The sequence below is a fragment of the Streptomyces sp. NPDC091972 genome, from assembly GCF_044756385.1.
Lineage (GTDB): Bacteria > Actinomycetota > Actinomycetes > Streptomycetales > Streptomycetaceae > Streptomyces.
The window spans coordinates 18,659-31,720 of sequence record NZ_JBIVSV010000005.1 but is presented as its reverse complement, the minus strand read 5'-3'; the positions used below and the strand labels follow the sequence as shown (position 1 = coordinate 31,720).

Annotated in this window: 9 protein-coding genes and 2 tRNA genes; 6 read left to right on the top strand and 5 right to left on the bottom strand. The window is 72.0% G+C overall.

What is annotated here, in order from left to right; all coding sequences use genetic code 11:
- The first annotated feature begins 171 nt into the window (after positions 1-171).
- Positions 172-1,851, top strand: coding sequence for a long-chain fatty acid--CoA ligase (locus ACIQJT_RS15900; RefSeq protein ID WP_402643798.1), 1,680 nt, complete (start codon positions 172-174; stop codon positions 1,849-1,851).
- A gap of 118 nt (positions 1,852-1,969) precedes the next feature.
- Here the strand turns inward: ACIQJT_RS15900 and ACIQJT_RS15895 are convergent, their stop codons facing one another.
- Positions 1,970-3,163 (bottom strand): MFS transporter, encoded by a 1,194-nt coding sequence (locus tag ACIQJT_RS15895; RefSeq protein ID WP_402643795.1) that lies wholly within the window; start codon positions 3,161-3,163, stop codon positions 1,970-1,972.
- A gap of 135 nt (positions 3,164-3,298) precedes the next feature.
- Between ACIQJT_RS15895 and ACIQJT_RS15890 the strand changes: the two genes are divergently transcribed.
- On the top strand, positions 3,299-3,883 hold the full coding sequence (locus ACIQJT_RS15890; RefSeq protein WP_402643792.1) for a TetR family transcriptional regulator: 585 nt from the start codon (positions 3,299-3,301) through the stop codon (positions 3,881-3,883).
- A 108-nt stretch (positions 3,884-3,991) separates the two neighbouring features.
- Here the strand turns inward: ACIQJT_RS15890 and ACIQJT_RS15885 are convergent, their stop codons facing one another.
- Complete coding sequence (locus ACIQJT_RS15885) at positions 3,992-8,425, bottom strand: PAS domain-containing protein (protein ID WP_402643789.1); 4,434 nt, start codon at positions 8,423-8,425, stop codon at positions 3,992-3,994.
- 170 nt (positions 8,426-8,595) lie between these two features.
- Complete coding sequence (locus ACIQJT_RS15880) at positions 8,596-9,027, bottom strand: SSI family serine proteinase inhibitor (protein ID WP_402643786.1); 432 nt, start codon at positions 9,025-9,027, stop codon at positions 8,596-8,598.
- 251 nt (positions 9,028-9,278) lie between these two features.
- Between ACIQJT_RS15880 and ACIQJT_RS15875 the strand changes: the two genes are divergently transcribed.
- The 3 genes from ACIQJT_RS15875 to ACIQJT_RS15865 all read left to right on the top strand — a co-directional run bounded on the left by ACIQJT_RS15875 (position 9,279) and on the right by ACIQJT_RS15865 (position 10,606).
- A tRNA-Ser gene (locus ACIQJT_RS15875) sits at positions 9,279-9,369 on the top strand.
- A gap of 188 nt (positions 9,370-9,557) precedes the next feature.
- A tRNA-Arg gene (locus ACIQJT_RS15870) sits at positions 9,558-9,630 on the top strand.
- A gap of 277 nt (positions 9,631-9,907) precedes the next feature.
- Positions 9,908-10,606 carry a hypothetical protein gene (locus ACIQJT_RS15865; RefSeq protein ID WP_402643783.1) on the top strand — a complete coding sequence of 233 codons (699 nt, stop codon included), beginning with the start codon at positions 9,908-9,910 and terminating at the stop codon, positions 10,604-10,606.
- A 172-nt stretch (positions 10,607-10,778) separates the two neighbouring features.
- Here ACIQJT_RS15865 and ACIQJT_RS15860 read toward each other — a convergent pair whose 3' ends face one another.
- A complete protein-coding gene (locus ACIQJT_RS15860) occupies positions 10,779-11,249 on the bottom strand; it encodes an SMI1/KNR4 family protein (protein WP_402643781.1) in 471 nt (156 codons plus the stop codon).
- Between the two features lie 734 nt (positions 11,250-11,983).
- Here ACIQJT_RS15860 and ACIQJT_RS15855 point away from each other — a divergent pair.
- The gene (locus ACIQJT_RS15855) at positions 11,984-12,244 is read left to right on the top strand and encodes a hypothetical protein (RefSeq protein ID WP_365452623.1); all 261 of its coding nucleotides are present in this window, start codon (positions 11,984-11,986) and stop codon (positions 12,242-12,244) included.
- Positions 12,245-12,355: 111 nt separating this feature from the next.
- Here the strand turns inward: ACIQJT_RS15855 and ACIQJT_RS15850 are convergent, their stop codons facing one another.
- On the bottom strand, positions 12,356-12,940 hold the full coding sequence (locus ACIQJT_RS15850; protein ID WP_402643777.1) for a hypothetical protein: 585 nt from the start codon (positions 12,938-12,940) through the stop codon (positions 12,356-12,358).
- Between the last annotated feature and the right edge of the window lie 122 nt (positions 12,941-13,062).

Sequence of the window (13,062 nt, the reverse complement as noted above, 5' to 3'; positions counted from 1 at the left end):
GACTCGGGCCCCTGCCCGTCCGTCCGCCGGCCTGGGAGCCGCCCCGCAGGGGAACCGTCGGCCGCGGTCGGCCGTTGTGAGGGCATCGTGACGTGATCGATCGCTCGGCTCTAGTGACATACCGCGCGGTATGTGCGCAGAATCGGCGCATCCCTTACTACCGCGTAGGCAATGTCGCCCCGGGAGGACGCCGTGCTGAGCACCATGCAGGACGTACCGCTGCTGATCTCCAGGATCCTGACCCACGGGTCGTCGATCCACGGCACCTCACAGGTGACCACATGGACCGGCGAGCCGGAGCCGCACCGCCGCTCCTTCGCCGAGATCGGCGCCCGCGCCGCGCAGCTGGCCCACGCCCTGCGCGAGGACCTCGAGGTCGCCGACGACGAGCGGGTGGCGACCCTCATGTGGAACAACGCCGAGCACGTCGAGGCCTACTTCGCGATCCCCTCCATGGGCGCGGTCCTGCACACCCTGAACCTCCGCCTCCCGGCCGACCAGCTCGCCTTCATCGTGGGCCACGCGGCCGACCGCGTCATCATCGCCAACGGCTCGCTGCTCCCCCTGCTCGCCCCGCTGCTCCCGCATCTCAAGACGGTCGAGCACGTGGTGGTCTCGGGGCCCGGCGACCGCACGGCCCTCGAAGGCTCCCACGCGCGCGTGCACGAGTACGAGGACCTGATCGCCGGCAAGCCCGCCACGTACGACTGGCCCGAGCTGGACGAGCGCCAGGCCGCCGCCATGTGCTACACCTCCGGCACCACGGGCGACCCCAAGGGCGTGGTCTACAGCCACCGTTCGATCTACCTGCACTCCATGCAGGTCAACATGGCCCAGTCGATGGGCCTTACCGACCAGGACACCTCACTCGTGGTCGTCCCGCAGTTCCACGTCAACGCCTGGGGCCTGCCGCACGCGACCTTCATGACCGGCGTCAACATGCTGATGCCGGACCGCTTCCTGCAGCCCGCCCCCCTCGCCGAGATGATCGAGCGCGAGAGGCCGACCCACGCGGCAGCCGTCCCCACCATCTGGCAGGGCCTGCTCGCCGAGCTCACCGCCAAGCCGCGGGACGTCTCCTCGCTCGGCCAGGTCACCATCGGCGGCTCGGCCTGCCCACCCTCCCTGATGGAGGCCTTCGACCGACTCGGCATGCGGGTCTGCCACGCCTGGGGCATGACGGAGACCTCCCCGCTCGGCACCATCGCGCGCCCGCCGGCCCACGTGGTCGGCACGCCCGAGGAGTTCGCGTACCGCCTCACCCAGGGCCGCTTCCCGGCCGGCGTCGAGGCCCGCCTCACCGGGCCGGGCGGCGAGCGCCTGCCCTGGGACGGCGAGTCCGCGGGCGAGCTGGAGGTCCGCGGCCCCTGGATCGCCGGCGCGTACTACAACGGCCCGGACGCCGAACCCCTGCGCCCCGCCGACAAGTTCAGCGAGGACGGCTGGCTGAAGACGGGCGACGTCGGCACCATCTCCGCCGACGGCTTCCTCACCCTCACCGACCGGGCCAAGGACGTCATCAAGTCCGGCGGCGAGTGGATCTCCTCGGTCGAGCTGGAGAACGCGCTGATGTCCCACCCGGACGTCACCGAGGCCGCCGTCGTCGCCGTCCCCGACGAGAAGTGGGGCGAGCGCCCCCTCGCCACGGTCGTCCTCAAGGAGGGCTCCACCGCCGACTTCGAGTCCCTGCGCGCCTTCCTCGCGAGCGACGTGTGCAGGATCGCCAAGTGGCAGCTCCCGGAGCGCTGGTCGATCATCGAGGCGGTCCCGAAGACGAGCGTCGGAAAGTTCGACAAGAAGGTCCTGCGCAAGCAGTACGCGGAGGGCGGCCTGGACGTCACCAAGCTCTGAGCCACGCTGAGCGCACCTCCGAGAGACCTTACGGACACGGCGGTCAGGGCGCCCCGGGTGAACACCGAGGGCCCTGACCGCCGTACGGCGACAACCCCACCGTGGGGCGGCGGCAGCCTCACCGCCGTACCGAGGTGGTGAGCCAGCCCAGGCCCAGCCACACCCCCGCGACGGCGCACACGCCGCCCCAGCCCCACCAGCCGAACGCCGAGCCCGCCAGCGCGGACGCCGTGGCGCCGCCCGCGAAACCGGCGACCACGTACGCGGTGTTGGCGGTGGCCGGGGTCGAGGTCGTCGTCAGGGCGAGGGTCTGGTTGGCGACGTGGGAGGCGACCAGGGCCGCGTGGACGGCGATCGCCGCGACGAACAGCGCCCACAGCGCGTGCCCGCCGAGCCAGAACAGCGGCACGGAGACGGCGGCGAGCAGATACGCCGACCGTACGACCCTGGCGGCACCGAAGCGGTCCACGAACCCGCCGGCCAGGGGCGCCACCACGCTCGCGGCGAGGCCGAAGAGGCCGAAGAGCCCGGCGGTCGCGGTCGACAGGCCGTAGGACGAGCCGGTCAGCAGGAGGGCCAGCGAGGTCCACAGCGCGCTCCAGGCGCCGTACATCCCTGCCTGCCGCACACACGCGCGCCACAGGTCGGGCGAGCGGCGGACGAGGGACGGCAGGGCGGTGAGACCCGAGAAGAGGGGGCCGGAGCGGCGCACCTGCTCCGCGGGCAGGGCGTACGCCGTCGCGAGGCCGAGGGCGGCCGTCAGGACGGCCGCGCCCACGAAGACCACCCGCCAGCCGAAGGCCTGTCCGATCAGTCCGCCGAGCACCCGGGCCGCGACGATTCCGGTGAACAGGCCCGCGATGACGGCCGCGACATGCCGGGCCCGGTGGTGGGCGGGGGCGCGCTGGGCGACCAGCGGGACCAGGAGCTGGGGGACGACGGTGGCCGCGGAGGCGATCAGCACGGCGCCGGCGAGGGCGGTGGTGCCGGTGGCGAGCGCGGCGGCGGTCAGGGCCGCGGTGGTCACGAGGGAGAGGCCGGCGACCAGGCGCCGCCGGTTCACGCTGTCGCCGAGCGGGGCGAAGACGAGCAGGCCGAAGGCGTAGCCGAACTGCGCGACCGAGGCGACCCAGGCGACCGCGGAGGGCGTCGAACCGAAGTCGTGGGCGATGAGGGGGAGCAGCGGGGCCGCGAGGTAGATGTTGGCGGCGGTGACGGCGGTGCAGACGGCGATGAGGACGAGGAGGAGCGAGCCCGCGTCCCGTGCGGGGGTCTCGGCGGACCGTCCTTGGGTGACGGTGGCTGTCGGCATGACCGGGGCATCCTTAGAGTCGGATCTAATAACCAACTGGTTGGTTGGACGACTGCCCCAACAGTCTGCGAGGGCCGTCCATTCCCTGTCAACCAAATAGTTGGTTACTGGCTCGGTCGGCCGTACCCTGGCCCCATGGCAGCAGCAAGGGACCCCGAGGCCACCCGGGCCAGGATCTTCGAGGCGGCGGTCGCGGAGTTCGCCCGCCACGGCATCGCGGGCGCCCGCATCGACCGCATCGCGACCGAGGCCAAGGCCAACAAGCAGCTCATCTACGCCTACTTCGGCAACAAGGCGGAGCTGTTCACGAAGGTCCTGGGCAAGGTCATGCTCGACCTCGCGATCGCCGTCCCGGTCGACCCGGACGACATCGGGGGCTGGATCGACCGCCTCATGGACTACCACGAGGCCCACCCCGAGGTGCTGCGCCTGCTGTTCTGGGAGGGCCTGGAGTACGGCTCCGGCACCGAGCTGCCCGACGAGGCCGAACGCCAGGAGCACTACCGCCACAAGGTCGCCACCCTGCGGGACGGCCAGGAACGCGGTGTCGTCACCGACGCCATCCCGGCCCGCGACCTGCTGTTCCTGCTGATCGCCGTGGCCAACTGGGCGGCCGTGGTCCCGCAGATGAAGCGGATCCTGGTGGGCGGGGAGCCCGCGGACCGGGAACGGCTGCGGGCGTCCGTGCGGGAGGCGGCGCGCAGGCTGACGGCGACCTGACGGTGACTTGACGGATCACGCCCGCGAGGGCGCGCACACGCCGCGCGGGCGCCTCCTGGCCTGTTCCTCGTCCCGCTCCGGGCCTGTCCGGCCCGGCCCGGTCCGGGGCTAGTTCGTCCCGATCCGGGCCAGCAGATCCACGATCCGCGCCTGGACCTCGGGGCTCGTCGACCGCTCGGCGAGGAAGAGGACCGTCTCACCGGAGGCCAGCCGCGGCAGATCGGCCTGGTCGACGGCGGCCGTGTAGACGACGAGCGGCGTCCGGTTGAGCTGCCCGTTGGCCCGCAGCCAGTCCACGATCCCGGCCCGCCGCCGGTGCACCTGCATGAGGTCCATCACGACGAGGTTCGGCCTGAGCTGTCCCGCCAGCGTCACCGCGTCCGCGTCGCTCGCCGCCCGCGCGACCTGCATCCCGCGCCGCTCCAGCGTCGCCGTCAGCGCCAGCGCGATCTCCGCGTGCTCCTCGATCAGCAGCACCCGCGGCGGATGCTGCTCACTGTCCCGGGGCGCCAGCGCTTTGAGCAGTACGGCGGGATCGGCGCCGTACGCCGCTTCCCGCGAGGCCTGCCCGAGTCCGGCGGTCACCATGATCGGGACCTCGGACGCCACCGCCGCCTGCCGCAGCGACTGGAGCGCGGTCCGGGTGATCGGCCCGGTCAGCGGGTCCACGAACAGCGCGGCGGGGAACGCCGCGATCTGCGCGTCGACCTCCTCGCGCGACTGCACGACAACGGGCCGGTACCCGCGGTCGCTCAGCGCCTGCTGGGTCGTCACGTCCGGCGCGGGCCACACCAGCAGCCGCCGCGGGTTGTCCAGCGGCTCCGGGGGCAGCTCGTCGTCCATCGGCTGCGGCCGCGGGGTGTCCGGGATCTCGACGGCCCCGCCGGGACCGTCCAACGGCTCGGGCCCCTCGGCGGCGTTCTCGTCCGGCGCCCCTATGGCGTACGACCGCCCGGCCGCCTCGGTGGCGTGCGCGAGCCGGGACTGCCCGGTCTGCGACGGCTGCGGAGCGGGCGTCGGCGCGGACACGGCCTGCTCGGCCGCCGGATGCGGGCGGCCGGTCTGCTCCGGGGCCGCCGCGGCGGCGGGGTCGGGCCGGGTGCCGAGCTTGCGCCGCCGTCCCGAACCGCCGGGCTGGTGCGGGGGCGGCGTGGCCGCCCCCGGCTGCTGCACCTGGGCCGCCTGCCGGGTGAACGGCACCCCCTGACCGAGGGTCCGCACGCTGATCGCCCGGCCCTGCGTGGAGTTCGGGTCGACGGGCGCGGCGGGAGCCGCCGCGGCCTCGGCGGGCAGCGGCTGCGCCGCGACCGGTACCTGCGCCCGCACCGCCTCCGCCGGCAACGGCGTACCGGGCGGCGGAGTGGGCTGCCCGGCGGGGGCCTGAACGGGCTGGGCGGCGGGCCGGTTCGGGGGTACGGCGGCGGCGACACCGGCACCGGAGGTGTCGTGGCCGGCGGGCCACTGCTGCGAGGCGGGCGCGGCCGGGGCCTGCCCCTGAGGCTGGAGTTGCGGTTGCGGCTGGGGCTGGGGCTGGGGCTGGGGAGCCTCGGCAGGGAGGGGCCGGGCGGGCTGGGCCGGGGCCGCGGCGAGGGGTGAGGCCGGGGCGGGTGCGGCCTGCGGGATCAGGCCGGGCTGCCCGGTCGCGTCCTGCACGGGGACACCCGGGAACCCGGGGACCTGCTGCGCGGGGGCCGCGGGAACCCCGACGGGCACGGGCGCGCCGGGAACGGCTGCCTGCCCGGCCTGTGCGGGGACGCCCTGCGCGGGCGTGCCGGCCGGTGCCTCCGCGGGCTGGGCCACGGCCCGGCGACGGCGGCCCGTGGGCGCGTTGGTGGGGTGCGGCTGGGGCGGGGTGTGGTCGGCGGCCTGGTCGTGCGGCACGGCGTCGTGCCGTCCGTCGTCACCGTGGCCGTCGGCGGGCAGGGGCTGGGCGAGGCCGTTGGCGGCGACGGGAGTGGCCGCCGGTACGGGGACGGGGGCCGGTGTCGCACCCGGTGCCGGGACCTGCCCGGGCACCTGGGCCGGGAGGAGCCCCGGAGCCTGGCCGGGGAACTGCCCCGGCACCTGGCCCGGAATCTGCCCCGCGGCCGCCGTCTGTCCCTGCGGCTGGGCAGGGCCCTGCGTCTGGACCGGTGCCACCGGGGCCGGGGCGTCGGCCGGGCGGTCCGCGTCGGCGGGCGGAAGCGCGAAGACCGAGCGGGGGGCGGCCTCCTGCGCGGCCGCACGCTCCGACGCGGCCGCGAGGGCCCGGCGCCGGCGCCCGTCCTGCTGCGGAGTGCCGTCACCGGCCGGCCCCTGCCCGGCGACCTGGAGCTCGCCCTGCGGTCGCCCCGGTTCGGCGGAGCCGCCCGCGGGCAGAGCGGCCGGCAGCGCGTGCTGTTCGCCGCCCTCGCGCCGGGCCCGGCGCCCCGCCGGGACCGGCACGCCCTGCGGCGGTACGGTCCCGCCGAGCCCGGTGCCCGCGGCCGCGGACCCGGCACCGTGCTCGCCGGCCATCACCACGGCACCCTCGGACACCCCGGCTTCGGCGGCCTCGGCGCCCTCGGCGGGCCGCCCACGGCGCCGTCCGGTACCGCCGGAGCCGTCGCCGTCGTCCCCGGAGGCCTGCGCCGGTACGGACACCGGCTGTTCCTGCTCGGCCGCCGCCCGCCGCCTGCGCCGCCCGGTAGGCGGTACTGCGGGCGGCACGGTCTCGTCGGTCCCGGCCGGGACGTCGGCGTCCAGGAAGGAGTCGGTGGAGGAACGCCGGGCCCGCCGCCGCCCGCCGCCCTCGGCGGGAGCGGTCTCGGCCGGGGCACCCTCCGCGGGGGCGGCCTCCGCGGGGGCGGCCTCCGCGGGCGCGGCCTCCAGCGCGGCCGGACCGGGAGCCGCGACGGCCCCCGCCCCACCGCCGATGGGCACTTCGAGGACGTACGCGCTGCCGCTCATGCCGGGCACCTCGTGCGTCTGGAGCACACCGCCGTGGGCACGCACGATCCCGCGCACGATCGGCTCGTGCACCGGGTCTCCCCCGGCGTACGGCCCGCGCACCTCGATGCGGACGCCCTCGCCGCGCTGCGCGGCCGCGACGACGACCGTGTTGTCCATGTAACCGCCCGCGGACACGGGCGAGTTCCCGGTGGCGTCGACCCCGGCCACGTCCGCGATGAGGTGCGCGAGCGCGGTCGCGAGACGCTGGGCGTCGACCTCGGCCTCGATGGGCGGCGCGTGCACGGCGAACTGGACGCGTCCCGGCCCGATGAGCTCGACCGCGCCGTCCACGCCGGCGGCGACGACCGCGTCGAGCATGACGTTCGTACGGACGATGTCGTCGGCGCCCGCGTCGAGGCGCTGGTAGCCGAGGACGTTGTCGATGAGGTTGGTGATGCGGGAGTAGCCGGCCGAGAGGTGGTGCAGGACCTGGTTGGCCTCGGGCCAGAGCTGTCCGGCGTCGTCGGCGGCGAGCGCGGACAGTTCGCGGCGCAGTTCGTCGAGGGGTCCGCGCAGGGAGCGCCCGAGCAGGGTGAGGAGCTGGTCGTGCCGGCCGGCCAGGGCCTCGTACCGGTCCTTCTCGCGCTCGCCGAGCGCGGCGTACCGCTCCTCGCCGGCGGCGATCTCCTCGTCGTGCCGCTCCTGGAGCTCCTCCAGCTCGGCGATGTGTTTCTGGCGCAGCGCGGTCAGCTCGGAGGCGTGCTCCTCCTCCAGCCGTTCCAGTTCCTCCGCGTGGGCCCTCTCGGCGGCGGACTTCTCGTCGGCGAGGGCGTCGTAGGGCCGCCGGTCGGTGAAGGTGAGCACGGCGCCGACGAGCTGGTCGCCGTCGCGCACGGGCGCGGTCGTGAGGTCGACCGGGACCTTCTCGCCCTTCTTGGACCACAGCACCTGCCCGCGCACCCGGTGCTTGCGCCCGGAGCGCAGGGTGTCGGCGAGCGGGGACTCCTCGTACGCGAAGGGGGTGCCGTCGGCGCGGGAGTGCAGGACGAGGTCGTGGAGCTCGCGTCCGCCGAGGTCACTGGCCCGGTAACCCAGTATCTGGGCGGCGGCCGGGTTGACGAGCACGATCCGCCCGTCGGTGTCGGTGCCCACGACACCCTCGGACGCGGCCCGCAGGATCATCTCGGTCTGCCGCTGCGAACGGGCCAGCTCGGCCTCGGTGTCGACGGTCCCGGTCAGGTCGCGCACGACGAGCATGAGCAGCTCGTCGCCGCTGTAGCCGTAACCGTCGTAGGCCTGCTGGCCGTTCTCCAGGTTGGCGCTGGTGACCTCGACGGGGAACTCGCTCCCGTCGGTCCTGCGTGCCACCATCCGGGTCGGCTTGGTCCGCCCGCGCGGGTCCATGTGGTCCGGCCGCCGCATGGAGCCCGGGATGAGCCGTGAGTCGAACTGCGGGAGCAGATCGAGCAGCCCGCGCCCGACGAGCGCGGTGCCCGGCGCCTCGAACGCCTCCAGGGCGATGGTGTTGGCGTTGACGACGGTCCCATTGGCGTTGACCAGCACCAACGCGTCGGGAAGCGCGTCGAGTATGGCTGCGAGGCGAGCAGCGCCTCGGGATGGCCTGCTGCTCACGAGACGCTTCCTCCCTGTTACCGCACCTTGCCGACCGTTCGGGCCATCTTGCCAAGGGGCCCGCGACGTGTCACGCGAGGGAGTCTAAGCGCAGCGGTTGTGCGGGGGTGCCGGATGAGAGGGAGGTCGCACGACGAAGTGAAGTAGAACGTGTGACCGCCTTTCGGGGGCTAGGTGCCCATGCCGGGGAGGAGGGGCACGAAGCGGTCCCACCGCGCGGTCTCGCAGCCGTTGCTCCGGTCGAACCGGGCGTCCACGGGGCGGCCGGCCCACGTCCCGGTGACGTGGGCGGTGGCGGGACCGCCGTAGAGCATCGTGCAGACGCTGCCCTCGGGGACGGGGGCAAAGGTGTCGCGCCCCCACCGGGTGTTCCTGTCCAGGCCGGCGCACGCGCCCGCGGGGTCGCGGTGGGTGCCGCGCGCGGGGTGGCAGTCGACCTCGAAGGTCCCGTCGGCACCGTGGCCGGCGTCCCGGACGGTGACGGTGAGGTGGTCACCGGGCGGGGTGTACGCCGCCGTCGCGGGGGTGGGGGCGAGGGCGGCGAGGAACAGCGGGAGCGGACTCAGCCGTGCGAGCCGGCTGGGCCGGATGACGTATGACATGCCCTGACTAACGGCGGACGGCGCCGTACGTTGCGAGGGAGCGGTGGAACGGTTCGGCGGCGGTGGGGCGGCGCGGCGCGGTGGGGCGGCGCGGTGGCGCGGTGGCGCGGCTGTGCGGCGGAAGGTGGAGCGGCGGAAGCACTTTGCCCTGCGCCCCGACTGCCTAGTACCGTGGGAGCCGATTGGTGGCACGACCTCCGGCTGTGTCATCATCTGCACGCACCACTCGCGCTCGCGCGGGCGGCTGTGCTGGAGGCGTCGCCTAGTCCGGTCTATGGCGCCGCACTGCTAATGCGGTTTGGGACTTAAATCCCATCGAGGGTTCAAATCCCTCCGCCTCCGCGCCTGATCACGAAGCCCCGGTCCCAGCGGCCGGGGCTTCGTCGTTCCCTGCTTCGCTCAGATGTACGTTTTCGCAGGTCGCAAGGGGTATGGCTAACGGATTTCACATGCGAGCGGCAGTCATGTAATGTTCTTCCTGTCGCCGCGAGCGGCCCGGAAGGGCAAGGAACGGCGAGAAAACAGAACAAGCACTCGTAGCTTAACGGATAGAGCATCTGACTACGGATCAGAAGGTTGCAGGTTCGAATCCTGCCGAGTGCACACAGGTCAAAGGCCCTTCGGATCACTCCGAGGGGCCTTTTTCGTGCCGTACAGCAGCGGCACGGCTATCCCGCCTGCCGTCGCCCAGGCGGAGCCGAGCAGGCGTGTCCCAGGGCGTCAAGGTCGTTCGTACAGTGGCGCCCTCCACCTCTACCGGGCCGAGCCGTCGAGCACTGGGTGCCCTGGCGTGAGCCCGGAATTTTCGTTCGTCAGAATCGGCAAGCCGTGAGCACCGGAGTCGCCCACTCCCTTCCTGCCCGCGAGGCAGGATGGGGTCATGGACCGCACTGACTTGTCCCGCCTGCAGTTGCCGCACGCGGCCTGTGCGGCTCTTGCCGAGCGACGGTCGGAGCGGATCGACGGTCACACCGTCCCCATAGCCGGCGACTGGTGGAACACCGAGATCACTGCCGCTCACCTGCCTGGAGCGCCTGTGACCGGACCGGATGTCACGCAGCTCAGCCGAGGCGACTTGTTCAGGGATGCGGCCAACCTTGATGCGGGCTCCGAAGAGGAGCTGCTGCGATTCCTGTGGCGAGTCCTCGCCTGGGGCAGCGGCATGAAACTCCGCCTCAACCGCAAGCGCATCCAAGCTGTGGCAGACAGCCCGTCCTCAGCTGTCGCAGCTCTGCGCCATGCTCTGCATGCGGCCCGCGAGGATCCGGCGCAGGCGTACGAAGCTCTGCGCCCAGGAGGCCGCAACGTCATCGCGTATCTAGGACCGGCGTTCTCGACCAAGGTCCTGTACTTCGCCGGCAGCGGCGCTCTCGATCACCCGTGCGTGATCCTCGACTACCGGGTGGCCGCCACACTCAGGGACACCTGCAAGTGGGACTCGCTCGGTAAGCACGGATGGCCCACTGACACCTACGCCCGGTACTGCGCGCTCCTGGACCGCTGGGCTCGTGAGGAAAGCAGGCGGCTCGGGCGCCGCATCGGCCTCGACGAGATCGAGCGCTGGCTGTTCAGACCTTGATCCGCGAACCGAGCCGGCATCTTCGGACGCCGAGGCAGGGGTAATGCGGTCCAACCGGGTGCGTGTCCGACTGCGTGACAAGGCAAGCAAGCAACAGCGGACAACCGCGGACGCCTACGGACCATCAGCGCAGGCGAGAGAAGCACCAGCCCAGGGCGGCGGGGCATCTGGTCTACGAGGGGGGCTGGCTCTCCAGCAGCGTTTCCACCGTCAACGTTCCTGTGAGCGTGCTCGTCAGCCACTCCGCGAGGTTCACACCCTGGGGCCAGCACTCACCATCATGGTTGACCCACATGACGCCCGCGGGGTCGCGGAAGTCGACCAGCGACCAGACGGTGCAGCCCCAGTCGTAGATCAGCACCAGGCCGGCCGGGATGCGACCGGACGGATCCGGGCCGTCCTGGTACAGCTCGGCGATGTCCGCGAAGTTGCCCTGTGCGGCCCCACCGCTCACGCCCAGGATTCCTTCGTGCGGGCCGAACCCTCCGTTGGCGACCTCTACGTACAAGCGCCGCAGGAGAGGAGGCAACGGGAACCCGATGGCCTTTTCCGCCGCGGCGACAGCCTCCGGTGTTGCGGGCGGTGGCAAAGTTCCCGCCCTCGCCACGATCCGCAATGCCTCGACAACCTCATCATCAGTCATCGGCCCAGGCTCTCAGCCCTGGTTTGTCGGACGTGCCAGATGTGTGCCAGATCCTGCGGAGAAGCAGGGCGAATAGGGAGAGTGGGGGGCACAAGTCGGCGGCCATTTCCGTCCCACTCCAGGCCCACCGCAGGGGCTTCCCGAACTTAGAGCATCAATCACGGGATACGCGGTGGTCACCAAGCACGTCGTTCTGTACTTTGCCCGCATGACCGACAATCGAAGGGGCCATGCCGCGTAGGCGCCCGTCAGACCTGCGGGGCGACCTTCCTACCCGCCGGCCGAGGCAGCGACGGTACCCGTTCATCGATCGCCTGTCCGGGTCTTGCACTGCTGACATACGGCGGCTCGAGCGGACCCGTTTCTGGCCCGAAGCCACGGAAGAGGCGTTCTGGCACTGGAAGGCCCTGGCCCACGGCCCTCTCGGACAACTTGCGGACCCACTGGTAGGTCCTGACTGCGGCATCCCTATGTGCGGGTGCTACGGCATCGACTTCCGCGGCCACCTCGAAGTCGTGCTTCACGCCCTGCCGAGGAAGAGCGCGCGTGAGCTACGCGCCATCGTATGGGCCCTCGACAGGAAGATCCTGGCCAGAGCCAAGGTGATCCCGGCTGACAGCTTGGACGTGCCATGGTGGCGAGGCCAGTTCTAGGACCACGGACGGTCGTCTGTTTGCGTCACATGCAGCACCGTTCACGGCCGTTCAGATGAGACCCGCAGCGCCTCAACGCCGGTGACCAGCCGCCATGACCCGAGTGATGCCTTCTTGTCAGAGCTCTTCCCTGAGTCGCTGTTGGCGGCGACCGATGGAGCGCTGCATGCGTTTGAGTCGGGAGTGGGCACGCTCCGGGACGGTGACGACGAACAGGTCTTCGAGGTAGTCAAGCATGTCGTCCTGGCGCTGAATGAGATCAACGAAGACCATGACAGCGCTGGCTATGAGACCGAAGAGCGTAGCCGCACCGAGATCACGGATGACTGGCGGGACTGGTAGCGCCGACGTGCAACAACCCCAACAACCGCCAGCACCCAACGCCAGGGTTGAACCACAGATGCCAGCAGCTTTCCAAGCTGATGGCGCACGTTTCTCGATCCCGCAGCAGATTCAGACGAGGTCCCGCCAAAAGGGGACCGTCGCCCTCGGGTTCCAGTCCTCGTCGACGTCGCCGCGTGCCTCGTCGAACTCCTGGTGCACGTAGTCGGCCAGGTCCAGCCCGTAGTAGATGACATCGGTCTGCCACATCGAGAGCACCGGATGCCCGAAGCTTCCCCGCCCGGCCGGCAGGTATCGGTGGGCGTACACAGGCACCAGCACCGGCGCCGCCCTCAGATGACGCCTTGCCGTATCCAGTGCCGTCGCCCCATCAGACGGACGCTCGCCCCAGCCGTCGTACCAGAACACATTGTGCTCGACGCTGAGGAGAACACCCTCGGTCGGCCAGGCGAGCTGTCGACGCAAGCTGTCCAGGTCGCCGCCCCTCCACTCCGGCCAGGGCTTGGACCAGGTTTGCCCTTCCTCGGGAGGAACGTTGACGGGTAGGCCGGCTGCAAGGAACGCTCGGAAACCGTACTCGCTCTCGATACGGGCGAACTCGGCGTCCGTCAGACCCGGCTCGAACTCATAGCGGCCCGTCTCTGCCAGACGGCGTGCGGCCTCCGCACCCAGGCGTGTTCCCTCACTGCTGATCACCGCAGTAAGGCTAGAGCCAACCGAAGCTTGCGGTCACCCGAGTTGTGCGCACGCCTCCGTCTCAGGTTCCGTCTCGTTCAGCACGGTTCACCGCCGTACAGGGCGGACCGGAAAGCCGATGG

Bases quoted from the DNA above. Each gene is read 5' to 3' on its own strand.
- ACIQJT_RS15865 (WP_402643783.1), top strand. From the start codon at position 9,908: ATGGACCGCACTGACTTGTCCCGCCTGCAGTTGCCGCACGCGGCCTGT.
- ACIQJT_RS15860 (WP_402643781.1), bottom strand. From the start codon at position 11,249: ATGACTGATGATGAGGTTGTCGAGGCATTGCGGATCGTGGCGAGGGCG.
- ACIQJT_RS15895 (WP_402643795.1), bottom strand. From the start codon at position 3,163: ATGCCGACAGCCACCGTCACCCAAGGACGGTCCGCCGAGACCCCCGCA.
- ACIQJT_RS15890 (WP_402643792.1), top strand. From the start codon at position 3,299: ATGGCAGCAGCAAGGGACCCCGAGGCCACCCGGGCCAGGATCTTCGAG.
- ACIQJT_RS15880 (WP_402643786.1), bottom strand. From the start codon at position 9,027: ATGTCATACGTCATCCGGCCCAGCCGGCTCGCACGGCTGAGTCCGCTC.
- ACIQJT_RS15900 (WP_402643798.1), top strand. From the start codon at position 172: ATGTCGCCCCGGGAGGACGCCGTGCTGAGCACCATGCAGGACGTACCG.